The sequence below is a fragment of the Arcobacter sp. CECT 8989 genome (assembly GCF_004116715.1).
Taxonomy (GTDB): Bacteria; Campylobacterota; Campylobacteria; order Campylobacterales; family Arcobacteraceae; genus Halarcobacter.
In genome coordinates, this window is sequence record NZ_PDKE01000004.1 from 53,352 (window position 1) to 74,307 (window position 20,956).

The following is a 20,956-nucleotide window of genomic DNA, read 5'->3' on the forward strand; positions in this document are numbered from 1 at the left end:
TTTTGATACCATTACAAAAAATAAAGATATTATATGACTGTATTTCTCACACTTTTAAGTAAAATCCTTCCTTTATATATAAGTATTATTTTAGGGCTCTTAAGTACAGCTTTTTTAAATGCTAATAAAGAAACTATAGCAAAGATTTTACTATTTATTTTAGCTCCACTTATTGTTTTTAATGCCACATTAAATGTAAAGCTTGACTTGACTGTAGCTTTTCTTCCTTTGTATTTTTTTATTTTTAGTTCTATTTTGGCTTTTGTATTATTGTTTATTTTTAAAAAAGTTTGGAGTGATAATACAGCAAATTTATTAGCTTTTAGTACTGCTACTGGAAATACAGGGAACATAGGTATTCCTTTAGCTATTTTATTTTTAGAGCCAAACTTAGTTGATATCTTTATCTTTACTGTTTTAGCTTCAATTCTTTATCAAAACTCAGTAGGGTACTATATAACAGCAAAGGGTAATTTTACAGTTAAAGAGAGTATTTTAAAGGTTCTAAAACTTCCTGTTTTATATGCTTTTATTTTAGGGCTAGTATTAAACCTTAGTGGTTTTTCTATGCCTGAGTTATTATTTGATTATTCTAACTATCTAAAAGGAGCTTATGCCATTTTAGGAATGATGCTTCTAGGTATGGGAATGGAAAAGATAAAAGTAGGTCAGACATTTGATATAAAGTTTGTTTCTTTAGCTATGTTTATTAAATTTGTTGTTTGGCCAGCGTCTGTATTATTATTTATATTTTTAGATAGAAATTACTTTATGTATTTAAATGATGGTCTTTATATGGTTATGTTTTTATTCTCAATTGTTCCTCTTGCAGGAAACACAGTTACTGTTGCAACTTTATTAGATGTAAAACCAGAAAAGATGTCTTTTACAGTTTTTGTTTCTACTGTAATATCTTTATTTTATATACCATTTGTGATTTATTTATATATGAGTTAGTATTTTTTAGGCATAAAAAAAGGAGAGACATAAGTCCCTCCTTGTAAAAGCTTTGCACAATTGCAAAAAATAATTTGTAAAGTACAGATTATCTTTTTGAGAACTGTGTAGATTTTCTTGCTTTTCTTCTTCCGTATTTTTTTCTTTCAACAGATCTTGCATCTCTTGTTAATAATCCGTAAGGCTTTAAGATAGCTCTGAATTGCTCATCATAAGCAACTAAAGCTCTAGAAAGACCATGTCTTACTGCGTCAGCTTGTGCAGAATATCCACCACCAACAGTTTTTACAACAACATTTACAGAAGTTTCTTGTTTAGATACTTCTAGTGGTTGCATAACTCTTTTTTTGATAGCTTCGTGTCCACCTAACCATGCGTCTAAAGTTTGACCATTGATTGTAATTTCACCAGTACCGTTTTCTAACCATACTTTAGCTACAGCAGATTTTCTTCTTCCAGTTGCGTATACTTTTGCCATTAGTCTTATCCTTTAATTTGCGCAGTGTGAGGGTGCTCTGAACCTGCGTATACTTTTAATTTTTTTAGCATTGTTTTTCCAAGTTTTGTTTTTGGAAGCATACCTCTAGTTGCTAATTTATATAGTTTTTCAGGGTTGTTTTCTAACATATCAGACATCTTATGTGTCTTAGTGCTTCCAAAGTATCCTGAGTGAGTATAATAGTTTTTATCTTCTAATTTAGCTCCAGTGAACTTTGCTTTTGAAGCATTGATGATAATCACGTTGTCTCCACAGTCAACATTTGGAGTATAGCTAGGTTTATGTTTACCTCTTAATAGTGTTGCAACTTCAGTAATAATTCTACCAAACACTTTATCAGTTGCATCAACTACTATCCAATCTCTTTCGATTTCGTTAGCTTTTGCCATTTGAGTAAATTTCATTTATTTCTCCGATTTTGTTAATGAGGTGGAATAATAGTGTAGATATACTTAAAATATACTTAAATTAAGTATATTTTAATATTTTATTATAAATTCAGAACCCTTTGAAAGTTCGCTTTGTATTTCGAGTGAAAAGTTATGTAAAGAAATGATAGAAGAAACGATAAATAAGCCAAGTCCTAAAGAGTTGTTCCATCCATTTTGTGAAACCCTATAAAACTTTTGTCTAATATTTTTTAAATCGACTTCACTAATACCAATTCCTTTATCTCTAACTGAGATTTGTTTATCATCAAAGCTTATTATTACTTCATCTTCTGAGTATTTTAAAGCATTTTCAACAAGGTTTTCTAAAGCCATACAAAATAGAGTTTCATCAATATTGATTTCATAGTCTTCTTTTACTTCAATAATAATTTCTCTATTTGGATATTTGTCTTTTACATCAGATACTACCCTTTCACATATTTTTGTAATAGAGCATTTTGTTGTAAGGATTTGTTGTTTACCTTCTTCAAGTTTTAAAGTTAGCCTTAACTTATCAATAATATGAGACATTTTTATCCCATTTGAATGAATTTTTCTTAAAAACTTCTCTTTCATAGGCTCTGGTAAATCTTTATCAGAAAGAATAGTTTCACTATATCCTGTAACTACTGCAATAGGATTTTTAAACTCATGGGAAATTGCTGAGATTATCTCATCTTTTTGTTTATTTGCAAGTTTTAGTTTTGCTGTTTGCTTAGACTTTTGTCTCTCTCTTTTAGCTAGTTTAGCTGCAACTTTATTTAGTAATCTTGTGATTTTATAAAACTCTTCAGAAAAGTCTGAGTATATACCTGAGGTTGGTTTTTTATTACTAAGTTCTATTAAGTATCCTAAAATAGCATTTGTTTCATTTCTAATTTTAATACTAATTAAATAAGTAGTAATAAATGCAACAATTATAAACATAGAAATAAACGCAATAATCTGATAAGAGAGTTTTGTAAAGTTTTCAATAATCTTAGTTGTATAATCTGCAAGTCTTAGGTAATAAATCTCATCATCAATAACAATCTTTTTAGCAACATAAAGTAGCTCCTGATTTAGAGTATCTGAAAATCTAATCTTTTTACCATATCCCTCATACTTAGCGTGAATGATTTCAAATCTCGTGGCATGGTTTTCCATTGTAGAAATATCTCTATCACTATCACCTATAACATTTCCTTGTTCATCAATAATCGTTATTCTAAGTCCAGTTTTTCCCTTAAAAGTTTTGATGATGTAATCAAGGTTTTTAAAAGAAGTTAGGTTTAGCGAAAGGGAATCTATATTTTGTGATAGATTCTTTTCAATTTGGTCTAAATAGATATTCTTTGACCAATAGTATGTTGTAGTACTAATTATAATAAGTACAAGCAGAAAGATAATTGAGAAAGTTCTAAAGAATACTTGGTGAAGTTTTAACAAAATAAGTAACCTTCTCCTCTAACAGATTTGATGTACTCTTTTTTATTGTCTGGGTCAATTTTAGCTTTTAATCTTTTAATTGCAACATTTACAGTTTTTAGTTTTTTATCATAAGAGTCTTCCCATACAGTTTCAAGTAAATGTTCTCTTGTCATAAGAATATCTCTATTTTTAATAAACTCTAATAATAAATCATGCTCTAAGTGAGTAAGTTCTATTAATTCATCTTCAATAAAGAACTTTTTATTTGCTGCTTTATATGTAATATCTCTAATCTTTAAAATATCAACATCTTTTGAACTTCTTTTTATAACAGCTTTTACTCTAGCAAGTAGTTCTTGTATTTTAAAAGGTTTTGTTATGTAATCATCTGCATGAGAATCAAAGCCATCTAAAATATCTTCATCTTTATCTTTTGCAGTTAAGTAAATAACAGGAGAGTTATAACCTCTTTCTTTTATTTTATTAATAAATTCAGTTCCATCTATTCCTGGAAGGTTTCTATCCATAAGTATTAAATCAATATGCTCTTCATCTAAAACTTTTTCTAGTTTTTCATTTACACTTAAAAAGCCAATTGTTTCATAACCTTCTTTTTGAAGTGTATACTCTAAAAGTTCTAAAATATCCTCTTCATCTTCAACTATTAATATTAGTTTATTACTCATTTTCTTCTTTTTTTCCTTGGATAGATTCTTTTTGTGGTTTTACAATACCTGGAGAGTATTTTATAGCTAATATTCTGAAAATAAAGAATATAAAGATAACAAAAAGTAAGAATAGTATAGTAAAGTAATCTTTATTTGTATTTGAAGTATAGATTATTACATCTCTAATTAGAAAAATAATAAATATATCAATAACAAATCTAAGTCTTAGTTTCTCTTTTTTTATAAAGTCAGAAATCATCTTTGCTACTTCCATTAAAACTATGAACTCAAGCATTAGAATGATTGTTTTATAAAACTCTAGGTTTGCAACTAAAACTATCGTAAAGATAATTATAGCTGCTAATACTTCATAGTTTGAGTTGAAGTAAGATTTTATTTTGTGAATAGCTCTCATATAGTTATACGTTTTCTAAGTCTCCACCAACTTCAGCAAAAACTAAAAGGTTTGCAATAGAAGAAGCTCTTCCTGAGATTTTTTCTAATCTTCTTAATGAACTTAAAACTTCAAAGTACTCTTTAGAAAGTTCAATATTTTTAGTGATAAGTTTTAGAATATTTTTTTCAATCATTGCATATAAGTCATCAGTTTTACTATCTTCAACTAATACTTTATTAAATTTCTCTTCAATTGTTTTCTCATCATCTTCACCAATCATTTCAATTGCAGTATTAAGTGCAAGATTTGAAGTTTTTAATAAAGGAATTGCATACTCTAGAATTGCATCTGCATTTAATTCTGGTGAAAATGATTTTCTAAAGTTTTTAGCAAATGTTTTTGAGTAAGCTGCTGCTCTCATTAGCTCATTTGTAATCTTTAAATATGAAACCATCTCTCTTAAATCTTTTGCTTCTGGTGAGTATAAAGCTAAAGTTTTAACTATTAAGTTATCAATCTCATTTGATTTTGTAGATAACTTTTTTAAAGATAGATTTACATCTTTTAACATTGATGGGTCATTCTCTTTTAAAGCAGATAAAGAGATTTTATTTGCGTGAGAAATCTCTTCTCCAATAATAGTTATTTCTTCTTTTATTTTATTAATATTTTCAATATATGGCTTTAACATTATCCGAACCTTCCTGTAATATAATCTTCAGTTTTTTTATTTGATGGATTAACAAAAATAGTTTCTGTTTCATCATACTCAATTAGTTTTCCTAAGTGGAAAAATGCCGTATAATCTGCTACTCTAGCTGCTTGTTGCATATTGTGAGTTACTGTAATAATCGTATATTTCTTTTTTAACTCTAACATTAATGCTTCAATCTTTTCAGTCGAAATAGGGTCAAGAGCTGATGTTGGCTCATCCATTAAAATAACTTCTGGTTTAACTGCAATTGTTCTTGCAATACAAAGTCTTTGTTGTTGTCCACCTGAAAGTGAAGTCCCTGGTTCTTGTAATTTATCTTTTACTTCTTCCCAAAGACCAGCATCTATAAGTGCTTTTTCTACAAGCTCATCACAAGCTTTTCCTTTTTTTACATGACCATGTTTTAAAGGAGCATAAGCTACATTTTCATAAATAGATTTAGGAAATGGATTTGGTTGTTGAAATACCATACCAATCTTTTTTCTAACACTTACTTCATCTACATCTTTATCGTAGATATTCTTTTTATCAATAACAACAGAACCATCAATTTTCACACTTGAGATTAAGTCATTCATTCTATTTAAACATCTTAGGAATGTAGATTTTCCACATCCAGATGGTCCGATTAATGCTGTAATTTTGTTTTCATATAAAGGAACAGTGATATTATGAAGTGCATGATTATCTCCGTACCATAAGTTTAATTCGTTTACATCTATTTTTATACTATTTTTTGACATCTTTTTTATTCCTTCTTACCACTTAACTTCATATTTTTTTCTAAGATAAATTGCTAATGCATTTAGTGAAATTAAAATTGTTAATAACACCATAATACCAGCTGCTGTTTTTTCTATATACATTCTCTCTGGCATACCAGCCCATGTAAATAGCTGTGCAGGCATAACTGTCGCTGCTTCAAATATTGAACCTGGAGAATCAGGGATAAATGCAATCATACCAATGATGATTAATGGAGCAGTTTCACCCATTGCTTGTGCTAAACCAATAATTGAACCAGTTAAAACTCCAGGGAATGCTAATGGTAAAACATGGTCTCTTGTAACTTCAATTTTTGTAAGACCTAATCCATAAGCTGCTTGTCTAATAGAATCTGGAACTGCTCTTAATGCTGCTCTTGAACTTACAATAATAATAGGTAAAGTCATAAGCGCAAGTGTTAATCCCCCAACAAGTGGTGAAGACCTTGGCATACCAAATAGGTTAATAAAAATTGCTAGACCTAAAAGACCAAACAGAATTGATGGAATTGCTGCAAGGTTATTGATATTTACTTCAATTGTTTGAGTAAATTTATTATCATCTGCAAACTCTTCTAGGTATACTGCTGTCATAACCCCAATTGGGAAAGCAACAAGCATTGCAATAATTAATGTTAAAATTGAACCAATAATTGCTGAGTTTAAACCTGCAAACTCTGGTGTTTTTGAGTCACCATTTTTAAAGAAAATTTCATTGAATCTAAGTTCAACCTCTCCATTTGCTTTCATATCATCAATTAAAGCTCTATCTTTTCTTTTTAGCTTGTAGTAGTGACCTTTTAAATATTGGTCAACTTGGTCATCAGCAAGTACCCACATTTTTGTTTTAGTACCTATTAGTTCTGGATTCTTTTCCATTTCCATAGGAAGTGTTCTAAGCCATGCTCTTGATACTATGTTATTGTATTTTCTTTCAATAGCTTTTCTATAGCTCTTTTTAGAGGCTTCACTATAAGTTACTTCTACATTAACGTATGCTTGTTTGAATGCAGGAGTTCCTTTTCCTACAATATCAAAAAGGAAAAATGCTAAAAACGCAATTGAAAAAAGTAAAGATGCAAAAGTAAATCTTTTGAATCTTTTAGAACTTCTATGCCTTTTTGAAAGTGTAGGGTCATAAAATGGATTATCTTTATTCTTATTTTTTCTTTTAATCATAATGTATTCACTTTATATTTTTCTTTGAATTTTCTAATTAGACTTAATGAAATAATATTAAGTACTAAAGTAACAACAAATAGCATAAGACCTAAAGCAAATGCTGAAAGAGTCTCTGGTGAATTAAATTCAAAGTCACCAACAAGAGAGTTTACAATTGTTACTGTAACTGTTGTCATATCTTCTAGTGGATTCCAAGATAAGTTTGGTCTAAGTCCTGCTGCCATTACAACAATCATTGTTTCTCCAATAGCTTTTGAAAAACCAAGGATACAAGCAGAAATGATACCAGGAAGAGCAGAAGGTAATACAATATTTTTAATTGTTTCCCCTTGAGTCATACCAAGACCAAGTGAAGCTTTTCTTTGAGAATCTGGAACTGCTTTAATAACATCATCAGAAAGTGATGAAATAACAGGAATAATCATAATCCCCATTACAACTCCAGATGCTAAAGCTGAGTTGAAAGTTGCTTCAAGTCCTATTGCAGCTGCACCTTTTACAATTAGTGGAGCAACAGTAATTGCTGCAAAGAAACCATATACAACAGTTGGAATACCTGCAAGAACTTCTAATATTGGTTTTAAATATGATCTTGTTTCATGAGAAGCATACTCACTCATAAAAACTGCACTACCAAGTCCAATAGGAATTGCAACAAGCATTGCAATGAATGTAATCATCATTGTTCCAGCAAAAATTGGTATCGCACCAAATTTACTTCCAGTAATACCTGGCGACCACTCTGTTCCTGTTAAGAAGTACCAAAAACTTCTTAATTCAAAGAAGGCTATTGCTTCAAATAGAATTGAAAAAAGAATACCAAAAGTTGTAAGGATTGATATAACAGAAGCTGTAATCAATGCACCTTTAATAAGGTTCTCTTTTAATTCAGTTGATTTGTTTTTAGATTCAAATGAATGCAAATCTACCCTTTATGTTTAAATTTGCGTAATTTTACAAGATATTAGTTACATGCTGGTTACATAAAAATGCATGTACTATAGGGAAGAGGATACTCTTTTGATAGCTTTTTTATTTGTCCTATATTTAGGTTGAATGACTCTTGTGTCGAGCTTTGTGTAAGTTCAATAATAGCTGCTGAAACAGAAAGAAGACTAAAGTTTCTACTTGTTCCAAATCTATCTTTTGATGTCATGTAACCATTATTTATATCTTTTTCACTATAAAGACTTGTTGCACTTAGTCTGAATTCTTCTTGCACATTTTTAATAACATCATAAACATATTCATATTCACTATTTACAAAACCAACAAAAAAGTCATCTCCACCTACATGGGCAACAAAGTTTTCACTTGAGATATTTTTTTGAAGTATTTCTGAGAACATTAAAATTGCACGGTCACCTTGTCTAAAACCATAAGTATCATTAAAGGGTTTAAAGTCATTAAAATCAAAATATACTATTTGAGTATGCTGATTATTTTTAAAAGCAGTAGAGATAAAGTTCTCAATTTGTTTATTCCCTGGTAGCTTTGTAAGGGGGTTTTGATTTTGAGCTATTTCAAGGTTTCTTTTATATGAAAGCGATAAAAGATTATTAAGATTTATAAATCCATAATATCTTGAATCCTTACTTACAAATACACCCCTTGCATCATTTCTCATATTAAAAATTTCTAAGGCTTTATCTATCCCCCAACTAATATCTATCTCTAATACAGGTTTGATGTAGTTTTTTAGTTTTGCTTTAAAAGAGTCATTTTTTGCTAATGATAATCCATATTGTGAATAAGATATCTCTTTAATATCAACTTCATAAATGGCACCTAATATTTTCTTATTATCATCTATAATAGGAACAAAAGTGTTTAATGTATGCTCTTTAAAGTAAACAAATAGTTCATGTAAACTAGCATTTACATTTAAAGGGTCAATTTTATCAATAAAAGACTTATCAATAAAATTTCCTCTAGTTACTCTTCTATCTTTTTTAAAGATATTATCTTTTGAATAGTATTTTTTTATATCTTTAATATTTGTACTTGGTCTTGCTACTAAATACCCTTGGATATAGTCTGCTTTTATCTCTTTACATACATAATACTCTTCTTTAGTTTCAACACCTTCTGCTATAACTTTGATTCCCATTGTGTGAGCCATCTCAACTATCGAGGCACAAAATAGTCTTTTCTTTGCATCTTTATGAATATTTTCAATAAAGAATTTATCTATCTTAATAAAGTTTGTATCAGATAAATATAGCAAGTGAAGTCCAGAGATTCCTGTACCGAAATCATCTAGTGCAATATTATAGTTTTTTGATTTGTATGTACTTACAATATGTTTTATTAGTTGTTGGTCTTCCAATGAACTATGCTCTGTAATTTCAAAACATATGTCATCTTTACTTAACTCTTGTTTTTCAAGAAGTTTAGCAGTCTCTCCAAACTGGAAATCAGGCATTGCAAATAGTCTGTTATCAATGTTGTAAAATAGTTTTAGATTGCTTACTTCAATTTTTTTATATTTTTTAATAGCTTTTTTTCTTAATAACATATCTACTTTATATAGTATTTTCTTATTAGCTAAAGTATCGAAAAAATGGAAAATTGATTCAAACTCAAGTTCTTCAACATTTCTAATCAAAGCTTCAACAGCAAAAATTTTACCTGTATGAGTATTTACGATAGGTTGAAAAGCGAAATCAAGTTTGTCAACATCAATTTTTGCTGACATTGGTTTTACCTTTTTATAAATAGTATTAAATATGAGCTCTTATATTTGTTTGTAAACAGAATAAAAGTTCATAGCTAAAACTATTAAAAGAAGGAGGGACGCCTTCTTTTAATTTGTTAATTAGTAGGGAAAGAAATTAGTGTTTTAAGTCAGCTAATTTAAGTTTTTTAGAACTCATTACTGCTTTTCTAGTATTAGTTCTAGTTTCATCTGGTAAAGAGATTAGTCCGATTTCAGTTAAAATTCCATCAGGTCCAATCATATTTTCAGACATAAACATCTCAACATATTTGTTCATTGCAGGAACTTCTTTTTTATGAGAGTTTTTGATATAGAAGAATAATGATCTTGATACAGGGTATTTACCAGAAGAGATTGCATCTGGAGTTGGAGCTACACCATTGATTGTTGCACCTGCTAATTTATCATCATTTTCAACTAAGAAAGAGAAACCAAAAATACCAAATGCATTTCTGTTTTTATTTAGTTTTTGAACAATAATATTGTCATTTTCTCCTGATGGTACATAAACACCGTCAGTTCTAACTACAGAGTATTTTTTATATTTTTTGTTTGCTTTTTTGTCAGCTTTGTAAAGGTCAGTATAAACAGACATCTTTTTGAATGTTTTTTGCATTACTAACTCTTCAAATGCATCTCTTGTACCAGATGATTTTGGTGGTCCATAAACAATGATTTCTCTATTTGGTAAAGAAGCATCAATATCTGACCATTTTTTGTATGGGTTAGCAATTAATTTTTTTCCATCTTTTGAAGGTACTTCAGCCGCAACTGCTAATGCTAAGTGCTCTCTTGAAATATCAAATGCAGCATTTACTTTAGATTGTGCAAATGCAATTCCATCGTAACCGATAACTGACTCAGTAATATCAGTAACTCCATTTTTTTCACACATAGTGAACTCTTTAGTTTTCATTCTTCTTGATGCGTTAGTGATATCAGGAGTATTTAAATCATTTCCAGCACAAAATAGTTTCATACCACCACCTGAACCAGTTGATTCAACTACAGGAGTTGGGAATTTAGTTGTTGCACCTAATTCTTCAGCAACAGCTGATGAGAAAGGATATACTGTAGATGATCCTACGATTTTGATTTGATCTCTAGCACTTAATGATACAGTAAGTGCAGCACTTGCTAATAAAGCAATTGTAGTTTTCTTTAATGTCATTTTTGTCTCCATATTTTAATTATGATATGGAAGTATAATAGTAGTTGATTACAACTTGGTTACTAAAAGAAAGGTTTTGTGTGGTTATTTATTATAAAGTGAAAACAAATAGGCTTTTATAGCCCATTTGCTTCAATAAGTTTTGCTTGATGATCAGTAATAAGAGGATCAATTACTTCATCTAGAACACCATCATTCATGATTGCATCTAATCTATATAGAGTTAGATTTATTCTATGATCTGATATTCTTCCTTGTGGATAATTATATGTTCTAATTCTTCCACTTCTATCTCCAGTACCAACTTGTTCTTTTCTAGTGGCACCTTCGCTTTCCATTTTTTCTTGCATTTCAAGGTCATAAAGTCTTGCTTTAAGAACTTTCATTGCTCTATCTTTATTTTTGTGTTGAGACTTTTGGTCTTGGTTTGTAACAACAATTCCACTTGGAATATGAGTAATTCTTACAGCAGAGTCTGTAGTATTTACCGATTGTCCACCATTTCCACTTGCTCTCATAACATCAATTTTTAAATCATTTGGGTTGATTTCAATCTCTACATCATCAACTTCGGGCATAACGGCAACAGTAATTGCTGACGTATGGACACGACCCTGTGATTCAGTAGCTGGAACCCTTTGAACTCTGTGTGTACCACCTTCAAATTTTAATTTTGAATATACATGGTCACCTTTAAATAAAGCTACAATTTCCTTGTATCCACCTGCTTCACTTTCACTTTGGTTCATGATTTCAACTTTCCATCCATTGTTTTCTGCATATCTGATATAAGCTCTAAATAGATCGCCAACGAAAATTGCCGCTTCATCTCCACCAGTACCAGCTCTAAGCTCTAGATAGATATTTTTGTCATCATTTGGATCTTTTGGAATCATTAGAAATTTAATTTCTTCTTCAAGCTGTGGCTTTAAAGATTCTAATTCTTTAAGTTCCTCTTTTGCTAGTTCACCAAGTTCTGGATCATCTAACATCATTTTGTTTTCTTCAATATCTTCTACAACTTTGATATACTCTTTTGCTTTATTAACAATTGGTTCTATACTAGATTGTTCTTTAGAAAGCTCAGTCATTCTTTTTATGTCAGAAGTGATATCTGGAGAGATCAATAAATTATTGATCTCTTCATATCTGTCTATAAATGGTTTTAGTTTATCTTGTAGCATATTTGTTAGTATTTATTATATTTATATAGACTCGAATAAAATATTTGAATTTATACTTATATAGCGTTTACTTGTACTTGTAGTCTAGAAACTTTTCTAGCTGCAGTACCTTTCTTTAGGATACCTTTAGATACACAGTGGTGGATGTATTTGTTAGCAGATTTCATTGCTTCAACTGCTTTATCTTTGTCTGCAGCTTCAATTGCAGCTACTACGTCTTTAGTAACATTTTTAATTCTAGTTTTATAGAATCTGTTTCTCTCTGTTCTAACTTTTGTCTGTCTTGCTCTTTTCTCAGCAGATTTGTGATTTGCCATAATTATTTAACCTCTTTGTAAAATTTTAAAGGATAGAATATTATCTAAATAACTTTAAAGTTAGTTTAAATTTAGGAAGATTTAATGAAACTATTTGGAACAGATGGAGTTAGAGGATTAGCAGGTGAGTTTTTAGATGCAATTACTGTATTAAAGCTTGCAAAGGCTGCTGGAATCTACTTTAGAAAGCATTCAACAACAAAAAGAATATTAGTTGGAAAAGATACACGAAGAAGTGGATATATGATTGAAAATGCACTTGTAAGTGGTCTTACTTCAGTAGGTTATGATGTAATTCAAATTGGTCCTATGCCAACTCCTGCAATTGCATACTTAACAGAAAGTATGAGATGTGATGCTGGAATTATGATTTCTGCTTCACATAATCCTTTTGAAGATAATGGTATTAAATTCTTTGATAACCATGGAAATAAATTAAGTACTAACTGTGAAGAGAATATAGAAAAGATTTTCTTTGATGATGAAGTATTAAAAGAGGGTACAGTAACAGGTAAAAATATTGGTTCTTCTAAAAGAATTGATGATGTTATTGGAAGATATATCGTTGCTATTAAAAGTTCTTTCCCAAATGATTTATCATTACAAGGTATGAGAATCGTTCTTGATTGTGCAAATGGTGCAGCCTATAAAGTAGCACCAACAATTTTAGATGAATTAGGTGCTGATGTAATTACATTAAATGATAAACCAAATGGATATAACATTAATGATGGATGTGGAGCTTTATATCCAGCAAATGTAGGAAAGATAGTAAAAGAGTATAGAGCTGATATTGGTATTGCTTTAGATGGTGATGCAGATAGACTTGTAGTTGTAGATGAAGAAGGGGAAGTTGTTGATGGTGACAAACTTCTTGGAGCACTTTGTACTTTCTTAAAAGAAGAGAATACTTTAAAAGGTGAGGCTTGTGTTGCAACTGTTATGTCAAATAAAGCTTTAGAAGACTATTTAAACTCGCATGATTTAGATCTTTTAAGATCAAATGTTGGTGATAAAAATGTTTTAGAACAAATGAAAGAAAGAGGAGTTAATTTTGGTGGTGAACAAAGTGGACATATTATTTTCTCTGATGTTGCTAAAACAGGAGACGGTTTAGCTTCAGCTTTACAGGTTCTTGCATTAATTTTAAGAAAGAAACAAAAAGCAAGTGTAGCTTTAAATCCATTTGAGCTATATCCTCAACTACTTGTAAATCTAAAAGTAAGTGAGAAAAAACCTTTAGATGAGATTGATGGACTAGAAGAGATTTTAGAACCAATTAGAAAAAAAGGTATTAGAGATTTAATTAGATACTCTGGGACTGAAAATAAAATAAGACTTCTTTTAGAAGGTAAAGACAAAAAAGAAGTTGAAGAGTCAATGGCTATATTAAAAGGTTTTATTGAAAAAGTTCTATGAGAAAAGAGTATAAATTATCAATAATTATCTTTATTTGTATATTTGCATTTGACCAGTTTGTTAAATATGCTTTTGTAAACTTTTCTTGGGAAGTTGATGGACCATATATGTCTTTAAAGTTGGCATATAATTACGGTGTAGCTTTTTCAATGTTTGCCTTTTTACAAGAGTATTTAAAATACATTCAACTGTTAATTGCACTTATTGCAACAATTTATTTACTAAAAAACAAAGAAGTTTTTTATAAATATTTTTTACCAATATCAATTCTATATGCCGCAGGTTTATCAAATATCTTAGATAGGTTTACCTATGGGGCAGTAGTGGATTATTTTTATTGGCATTATGGTTTTGAATTTGCAATCTTCAATATAGCAGATGTAATGATTAATATTGCAGTAGCTATCTTAATTTTTATGCAAATTAAAGAAGCAAGAGACGAAAAGAAGAAAGCATCAAAATCGTAAAATTTGGGACTTAAATATTTATTTAGGTATAATCCCCACAAAAATTATTAAAATGGGGTTTTTATGGGTCAGACAATAACAGAAAAAATATTTAGTGAACACGTAGGAAGAGAGGTTTACGCAGGAGAAATTGTAAGAAGTCCAATTGATATGGTAATTGGAAATGATATTACAACTCCTATTTCTATTAGAGCGTTTGAAGAAGGAGGATTTAAAGAGTTAGCAAATCCAGATGGTTTTGCAATCGTATTAGATCACTTTATCCCTGCAAAAGATATTGCATCTGCAAACCAAGCAAAAATCTCTAGAGATTTTGCAATGAAACATGACTTAAAACACTTCTTCGATGAAAAAGATATGGGTATTGAGCATGCTTTATTACCAGAAAAAGGTTTAGTTTTACCAGGTGACGTAATCATTGGTGCAGATTCACACACATGTACACACGGTGGTTTAGGAGCATTCTCAACTGGTATGGGAAGTACTGATATTTCATTTGGAATGATTACAGGTGGTAACTGGTTTAAAGTTCCTGAATCAATTAAAGTTGTAATGACTGGAAAACCAAGTGAATATGTATCTGGAAAAGATATCATCTTAGAAGTTATTAGAATGTTAGGTGTTGATGGAGCTTTATATCAAACTTTAGAGTTTACTGGTGATACAGTACAATATTTAACTATGGACGATAGATTCTCTATTTGTAATATGGCTATTGAAGCAGGTGCTAAAAATGGTATTTTTGCTTATGATGAAGTTACAGAAGAGTTCTTAAAGAAAACAGCAGAATTAAATGATGGTTTAAGAGCTGAACCAAAAATTCATTATTCTGATGAAGATGCAAACTATACTAAGGTTCTTGAAATTGATGTTGCAAATTTAGAACCAGTAATTGCATATCCATTCTTACCAGATAATGGACACTCAGTTTCTCAAGCAGTTGCAGATGAAATTAGAGTTGACCAAGTATTTATAGGTTCATGTACAAATGGTAGATTATCTGACTTTAAAGTAGCTGCTGAAATTATGGAAGGCAAAAAAGTTGCTAGACATGTAAGAATGATTTTAACTCCTGGAACTCAAAAGATTCTTAGAGATGCTACAAAAGCAGGATATATTGACACTTTAGTTGATGCTGGTGCAGTTGTATCAAATCCAACTTGTGGAGCATGTTTAGGTGGATATATGGGAATCTTAGGTGATGATGAAGTTTGTATTTCTACAACTAATAGAAACTTTGTTGGAAGAATGGGTTCTAGATCTTCTAAAATTTATTTAGCAAATAGTGCCGTTGCAGCTGCAAGTGCAATCTCTGGATATATAACTGACCCAAGAGGTTTATAATGACTACTCCACCACTAGAAGATATCCCTTGTGTTATTCTTTGTGGTGGTAAAAGCTCAAGAATGGGAGAAGATAAATCTCTTCTTCCTTTTTCTTCTTCAAATACTCTTACACAATATCAATACGAAAAATTAAAAAAACTATTTAAAAAAGTATATCTATCTTCAAAGGTCGACAAGTTTGATTTTATCTCAAAAGATGAACTACTTCTTGATAAGGCAGAAGTATACTCTCCTATAGCTGCTTTACACTCAATATTTACAAAAATAAACAGCAATAAAGTATTTATAATAACTGTTGATACTCCATTAGTGAAACTTGAATCAATAAATAGAATAATTAGTGAATCTAATGATTATGATATAGCAGTTGCAAAGACAACAAGGGTTCATAACCTTTGTGGAGTTTTTAAAAAAGATAAACTTTTATCTTTAACAAATAAAATGTTAGAAGAAGACTTTCATAAAGTAGGTTACCTATTACAGCAAGTTTCAACTCATTATGTTGAGTTTTCTTTAGAAGATGAATTTATAAATTTAAATGAAAAAGAAGAGTATAAACGAGCTTTATCAATTATAAGTAAGGATAATAATAGTTATTAAACTTTTCAGAAAGTTATAAGTTATGTATTATAAGTTTTTTGATATCCTTACATATAAATTTTACTTATACTAAGGATATTAGAATGTCTAATAATAATGAGTTAAAAGAAGCCCTAGCTTTAGTTGATAAAGAACTAAAAAACAAGGGACTTTCAAGAAGAGATGCCTTAAAGGTTGCAGGATTAGGTTCAGCAACTTTCTTAATGGGAAATACAGAAGTTGAAGCTGCTACTGTTGCAAAAGCAAGTGATATAAAAGCAAAAATACTAATCATTGGTGGAGGACTTGCAGGTATTTCTACTGCTGCAAGATTATCAAATAGTTTATCAAATCCTGATATTACAGTTATTGAACCAAATCCAAAATCTGTTTCATATCAACCTGGAAATACTTTAATTGCTGCTGGTGTATATACAAAAGATGATATTATGTATGACACTAAAGATTTTGTGCCAAGTGGTGTAAAAGTTATTAAAGACAAAGCAATTGAGTTTGACCCAGAGAACAACAAAGTAAAAACACAAAACGGTGAAACTTTTGATTATGACTATTTAATTGTAGCAGCTGGTTTAAAACTTGACTTTGGAAAAATTCAAGGTTTAGAAGACATAGGAGAGCTAACAAGTTTAGGAGATGCTTCTAAACTTACTTCAAAACTTAAAAACTCAGGTGTTTGTTCTATCTATTCTACTGATGGAGCAGTAGCTACTTGGGAAAATATGCAAAAACTTATTCAAGATGCAAAAGCTGGTAAAAATGTAGAAGCTGTATTTACTCACCCAAATACACCAATTAAATGTGGTGGAGCTCCAAAGAAAATCATGTATCTTACTAATTCAAGATTAGAAGAAGTAGGGGCTAGAAAAAATGCGAACTTAACTTTCTTCCCAAATGGTGGAAGCATGTTTGGAGTAAAAGAGTATCATGAGGCAATCTTAGAACAGTTTAAAGCTAGAGATTTTAAATGGCATTACAATCACAATTTAATAGGTGTTGATTTAGAGAAAAAAATAGCAACATTTGATAATTTCTGGGATGAAAAAGGTGAGTATGACCCTGATTTAGAAGAGTATGATATTGTAACTAAACATAAGAATGTAGAAGTTCCATATGACTTTTTACATATTACTCCACCAATGAAAGCACCAGATGAAATTGGTAACTCTCCTATTGGTTCAGGTAAAGGTTGGATTCCAGTTAATAAAGAGACACTACAACATGTAAAATATGACAATATTTTCTCATTAGGTGATATTGCAGCAGTTCCAATGGGAAAAACAGGTGGAAGTGTTAGAAAACAATATAAAGTATTAGTTGACAATATCATTTCAAGTATGGAAGGAAAAGCTTTAACTGCAAAATATGATGGATATACCGTTTGTCCTTTAATTACAGATATTGGAAAAGTAATGCTTGCTGAGTTTGATTGGAGCAAAAAACCAGTGCCTTCATTCCCTCTTGACCCAACAGTGGAAAGATATGTTTGGTGGTTGTTAAAAGTATATATGCTTAAACCAATGACTCAATATGGAATGTTATCAGGTCGAGCATAAAAATGAAGAGAGAGCTTTTATATTTAGGTTTAATATTTGTTGTTTTATCACTTATTATTCACTATAAAGAGTTTCTTTCTTTTCCTTTAGAACATATACAAAACTTACAAGATGCAGGAGCTTACGGATTTGGCTTTTTGCATCCTTTTCTTTTTACATTATTAGTATATATAATATTACTAATACCAAGAATAATAATTAAGATAATTAATAAACTAACAACTAAATACAACTAATATAACTAAAAATTATACTTTATATAATAAAATATAATTTTTATAAAATACCATAAAATCGTACCACTTAACAAATTATAGAGAAAATCAATAAATAAATAATAAAAATTAAAAAAAGTGAACATCTATTCAAAAACATTAATATAATTAATAATAAACATTATATAATAATTACATATTCATTGAAGGAGATGGTAATGGATAATAGAGATTTACTTAATGAGTTTGAAAAAGAACTTATTAAAAAAGGTATATCAAGAAGGGATGCTTTAAAGTTAATGGGACTTGGTGCAGCGAGTACTGCAATGTTAAATCCTATTGAAACTAAAGCTTCTGAAGCAAAAGCTAGTGATGTAAAAGCAAAAATTGTAATAGTTGGTGGAGGACTTGCAGGTATTTCTACTGCTGCAAGATTAATTAACTCTTTAAGTAATCCAGATGTTACAGTTATTGAACCAAGTGATGTATCAGTTTCATATCAACCAGGAAACACTTTTATTGGTGCAGGTGTATATGAAAAAAAAGATGTAATGTATGAACTAAAAGACTTTTTTCCACAAGGTGCTAAACTAATCAAAGATAAAGCCGTAGAGTTTGATCCTGATAATAATAGTTTAACTATTTCAAGTGGTGAAAAAATCTCATATGATTATCTAGTAATTGCAGCTGGACTAACTTTAGATTTTGGGAAAATCAAAGGGTTAGAAGAGTTAGGTGATACATATACTATGGATGAAAGAAGTAAAATCAAAGAGTTATTTGATGGAACAGGTGTTAGTACAGTATATAATACTGATGCTGCTGTTTATACTTGGAAAAATATGCAAGCAACAATTGAAGAGGCTAAAAAAGGCAAAAAGTTAAATGCTATTTTCTCTCATCCTGATACGGCAATTAAATGTGGTGGAGCTCCTAAAAAAATGATGTATTTAATGGATACAAGACTAAATGAAGCAGGAAAAGATGTTAGAGCAAATGTAGATATGACATTTTATCCAAACTCTACAAAGCTGTTTTCTGTAAAAGAGTATGCTGATGCAATTAAAAAGCAATATGAAGCAAGAGATATGAAATGGAAGTTTGCTCATAATTTAAAAGCTGTAGATATTAAAAATAAAGTTGCAACATTTGAACACTATTGGGATGAAAAAGGTGAATATGATGCTGATTTAGGAGAGTATGATTTAGTAAGAAAAACTAAAATGGTTGATGTAGATTATGATTTCTTACATGTGGCACCTCCAATGAAAGCCCCAGATGAGATAGGTAACTCTCCTGTAGGTTCAGGTAAAGGTTGGGTTCCTGTAAATAAAGAGACATTACAGCATGTTAAATATGATAACATCTTCTCTTTAGGTGATATTGCCGCTATTCCATTAGGAAAAACTGGTGGAAGTGTTAGAAAACAATATAAAGTAGCTGTTGATAATATAATCTCTGCAATGGAAGGTAAACCTTTAAGTGCTAAATATGATGGGTACACAGTATGTCCTATTATTACAGGAATTGGAACAGTTATGTTAGCTGAGTTTGATTGGAGTATGAAGCCCACTCCATCGTTCCCACTAGACCCAACACAAGAGAGATATATTTGGTGGTTATTAAAAGCATATATTTTAAAACCAATGACTCAGTACGGAATGTTATCAGGTAGAGTTTAATAAAAAAAGGAGAAGACAATGAAAGCAAAAAATTTATTAAAAAGTTTAGTTATTGTAGGTTTATTAACAAGTGGTGCCCTAGCAAATGACCCAGGGAACTTAACAAAACCAAGTCCTAAAGTTCAAAGTATGATTAGCAAGTTCAAACTAGAAGTTGTTGATTATAACTACACTAAATCAAAGATTGGTAAGGGGACTCATAACAGTGCAAAAGCTGTTTTAGTAGATGCAAGACCAAATAAGAAATTTAAAGTTGGAACTATTCCTTCGGCAATCAATATCCCTGATACTGATTATGAAAAGTATATAGGACAATTAAAAGATACACCTAAAAACAAAGAGATTTTAGTATTTTGTGGTGGATGGAAATGTGGTAAATCTCCAAAAGTAGCTAATATGCTTAAAAAAGATGGATTTACTAATGTAAAACTTTACCAAGCAGGGGAACCTGAGTGGTCAAAGAAAAACTATAAAGAAGTTGATTTAGTAGTAGTAAAAGCAGCACAAGCAAATAATAGTGCAGTAATTATTGATGCAAGACCATATAAAATGTTTTTAAAAGAGACAATTGCTGGTTCTGTTGCTATTCCTGATACAAAAGTTGATGAGTTAAAAGGAAGATTTCCAGTTCATCAAAATGAAAAAATTATTGCATTTTGTGGTGGATATAAATGTGCAAAATCACATAATGTAGCTAATAAACTTATCTCTATGGGATATAGAGATGTAAATGTATTTGCAGGTGGACTTCCTGAGTGGAAAAAATCTGGATTAAGTACAACTAAAAGTGCAGGTGAGACTGTTGCTAAAAAAGCGCCAAGTAAACCAACAATGAGCAAAAATGGTGCTAAACTTGGATTAGATGAGGGTAGTATTGATGGTGAGTGGTTAAATGCACTTATCAAAGAAGATAAAGTACCAGCATTTATTCAAATTGTTGATGTGACTGATCCAAGTGAGTTTAAAAATGGTCATATTAAAGGGGCTATTAATATTCCTGCAGAAAAACTAAGTGCAAAAGAGTTAGAAGCAAAATTACCAAAAGGTAAAACTATTGTGTTTAATTGTACAGCAGGTGGTAGATCAATTGAAGCATGGACAAAATTAAAAGAAGCAAAACTTGATATAAGTGAAGTTTTCTATTTTGATGCAAATGTTGATTGTAAAGGTAATAAGTGTAAAATTGAAGTAAATGAGGCTTTAGGTATTTAATCCTAAGCTTCTTTATTTTAGGCATAAAAAAAGGCAGAAGAGTTAATC

22 protein-coding genes are annotated in these 20,956 nt (G+C 30.2%); 9 read left to right on the forward strand and 13 right to left on the reverse strand.

Features of this window, described 5'->3' with window-relative positions; translation table 11 throughout:
* Positions 1-33: 33 nt before the first annotated feature.
* On the forward strand, positions 34-957 hold the full coding sequence (locus tag CRV02_RS05045; protein WP_129089428.1) for an AEC family transporter: 924 nt from the start codon (positions 34-36) through the stop codon (positions 955-957).
* A gap of 88 nt (positions 958-1,045) precedes the next feature.
* On the opposite strand, the gene rpsI is transcribed toward CRV02_RS05045, so the two are convergent.
* The 13 genes from rpsI to rpsT form a co-directional block, all read right to left on the reverse strand.
* Positions 1,046-1,435: a 30S ribosomal protein S9 gene (rpsI, locus tag CRV02_RS05050; RefSeq protein WP_129084533.1), complete on the reverse strand. Its 390-nt coding sequence runs from the start codon at positions 1,433-1,435 to the stop codon at positions 1,046-1,048.
* Positions 1,436-1,440: 5 nt separating this feature from the next.
* Entirely contained in the window at positions 1,441-1,860 is a 420-nt protein-coding gene (gene rplM / locus CRV02_RS05055) for a 50S ribosomal protein L13 (RefSeq protein WP_129006395.1), read from the reverse strand.
* Between the two features lie 75 nt (positions 1,861-1,935).
* On the reverse strand, positions 1,936-3,315 hold the full coding sequence (locus CRV02_RS05060; protein ID WP_129089429.1) for an ATP-binding protein: 1,380 nt from the start codon (positions 3,313-3,315) through the stop codon (positions 1,936-1,938).
* Entirely contained in the window at positions 3,309-3,983 is a 675-nt protein-coding gene (locus CRV02_RS05065) for a response regulator transcription factor (protein WP_129084535.1), read from the reverse strand. The genes CRV02_RS05060 and CRV02_RS05065 overlap by 7 nt, the downstream gene beginning before the upstream one ends.
* Entirely contained in the window at positions 3,976-4,380 is a 405-nt protein-coding gene (locus CRV02_RS05070; RefSeq protein ID WP_129084536.1) for a phosphate-starvation-inducible PsiE family protein, read from the reverse strand. Before CRV02_RS05070 ends, CRV02_RS05065 begins: the two co-directional genes overlap by 8 nt.
* Positions 4,381-4,384: 4 nt before the next feature.
* Positions 4,385-5,053: a PhoU domain-containing protein gene (locus tag CRV02_RS05075; RefSeq protein WP_129089430.1), complete on the reverse strand. Its 669-nt coding sequence runs from the start codon at positions 5,051-5,053 to the stop codon at positions 4,385-4,387.
* The gene (gene pstB, locus CRV02_RS05080; protein ID WP_129084538.1) at positions 5,053-5,820 is read right to left on the reverse strand and encodes a phosphate ABC transporter ATP-binding protein PstB; all 768 of its coding nucleotides are present in this window, start codon (positions 5,818-5,820) and stop codon (positions 5,053-5,055) included. Before pstB ends, CRV02_RS05075 begins: the two co-directional genes overlap by 1 nt.
* Positions 5,821-5,835: 15 nt before the next feature.
* A complete protein-coding gene (gene pstA, locus CRV02_RS05085) occupies positions 5,836-7,020 on the reverse strand; it encodes a phosphate ABC transporter permease PstA (RefSeq protein WP_129089431.1) in 1,185 nt (394 codons plus the stop codon).
* A complete protein-coding gene (gene pstC, locus CRV02_RS05090) occupies positions 7,017-7,946 on the reverse strand; it encodes a phosphate ABC transporter permease subunit PstC (RefSeq protein ID WP_129084540.1) in 930 nt (309 codons plus the stop codon). Before pstC ends, pstA begins: the two co-directional genes overlap by 4 nt.
* 56 nt (positions 7,947-8,002) lie before the next feature.
* Positions 8,003-9,721, reverse strand: coding sequence for a bifunctional diguanylate cyclase/phosphodiesterase (locus CRV02_RS05095; protein WP_129089432.1), 1,719 nt, complete (start codon positions 9,719-9,721; stop codon positions 8,003-8,005).
* A gap of 136 nt (positions 9,722-9,857) precedes the next feature.
* The gene (locus CRV02_RS05100) at positions 9,858-10,913 is read right to left on the reverse strand and encodes a PstS family phosphate ABC transporter substrate-binding protein (RefSeq protein ID WP_129089433.1); all 1,056 of its coding nucleotides are present in this window, start codon (positions 10,911-10,913) and stop codon (positions 9,858-9,860) included.
* 116 nt (positions 10,914-11,029) lie between these two features.
* Complete coding sequence (gene prfA, locus CRV02_RS05105) at positions 11,030-12,097, reverse strand: peptide chain release factor 1 (protein ID WP_129089434.1); 1,068 nt, start codon at positions 12,095-12,097, stop codon at positions 11,030-11,032.
* A gap of 56 nt (positions 12,098-12,153) precedes the next feature.
* Positions 12,154-12,414 carry a 30S ribosomal protein S20 gene (gene rpsT, locus CRV02_RS05110; RefSeq protein WP_129006420.1) on the reverse strand — a complete coding sequence of 87 codons (261 nt, stop codon included), beginning with the start codon at positions 12,412-12,414 and terminating at the stop codon, positions 12,154-12,156.
* 84 nt (positions 12,415-12,498) lie between these two features.
* Here rpsT and glmM point away from each other — a divergent pair, with 84 nt between their 5' ends.
* The 8 genes from glmM (at position 12,499) to CRV02_RS05150 (ending at position 20,908) form a co-directional block, all read left to right on the forward strand.
* Complete coding sequence (gene glmM, locus CRV02_RS05115) at positions 12,499-13,833, forward strand: phosphoglucosamine mutase (protein WP_129089435.1); 1,335 nt, start codon at positions 12,499-12,501, stop codon at positions 13,831-13,833.
* Positions 13,830-14,300, forward strand: coding sequence for a signal peptidase II (gene lspA / locus CRV02_RS05120; RefSeq protein WP_129084545.1), 471 nt, complete (start codon positions 13,830-13,832; stop codon positions 14,298-14,300). The genes glmM and lspA overlap by 4 nt, the downstream gene beginning before the upstream one ends.
* A 63-nt stretch (positions 14,301-14,363) precedes the next feature.
* Positions 14,364-15,644, forward strand: coding sequence for a 3-isopropylmalate dehydratase large subunit (locus tag CRV02_RS05125; protein WP_129089436.1), 1,281 nt, complete (start codon positions 14,364-14,366; stop codon positions 15,642-15,644).
* Positions 15,644-16,246: a molybdenum cofactor guanylyltransferase MobA gene (gene mobA / locus CRV02_RS05130; protein ID WP_129089437.1), complete on the forward strand. Its 603-nt coding sequence runs from the start codon at positions 15,644-15,646 to the stop codon at positions 16,244-16,246. Before CRV02_RS05125 ends, mobA begins: the two co-directional genes overlap by 1 nt.
* Positions 16,247-16,329: 83 nt before the next feature.
* Entirely contained in the window at positions 16,330-17,799 is a 1,470-nt protein-coding gene (locus CRV02_RS05135; RefSeq protein WP_129089438.1) for an NAD(P)/FAD-dependent oxidoreductase, read from the forward strand.
* A 2-nt stretch (positions 17,800-17,801) separates the two neighbouring features.
* Entirely contained in the window at positions 17,802-18,035 is a 234-nt protein-coding gene (locus CRV02_RS05140; RefSeq protein WP_129089439.1) for a hypothetical protein, read from the forward strand.
* A gap of 197 nt (positions 18,036-18,232) precedes the next feature.
* Positions 18,233-19,696, forward strand: coding sequence for an NAD(P)/FAD-dependent oxidoreductase (locus CRV02_RS05145; RefSeq protein ID WP_129089440.1), 1,464 nt, complete (start codon positions 18,233-18,235; stop codon positions 19,694-19,696).
* An 18-nt stretch (positions 19,697-19,714) separates the two neighbouring features.
* The gene (locus CRV02_RS05150; RefSeq protein WP_129089441.1) at positions 19,715-20,908 is read left to right on the forward strand and encodes a rhodanese-like domain-containing protein; all 1,194 of its coding nucleotides are present in this window, start codon (positions 19,715-19,717) and stop codon (positions 20,906-20,908) included.
* Positions 20,909-20,956: the final 48 nt, after the last annotated feature.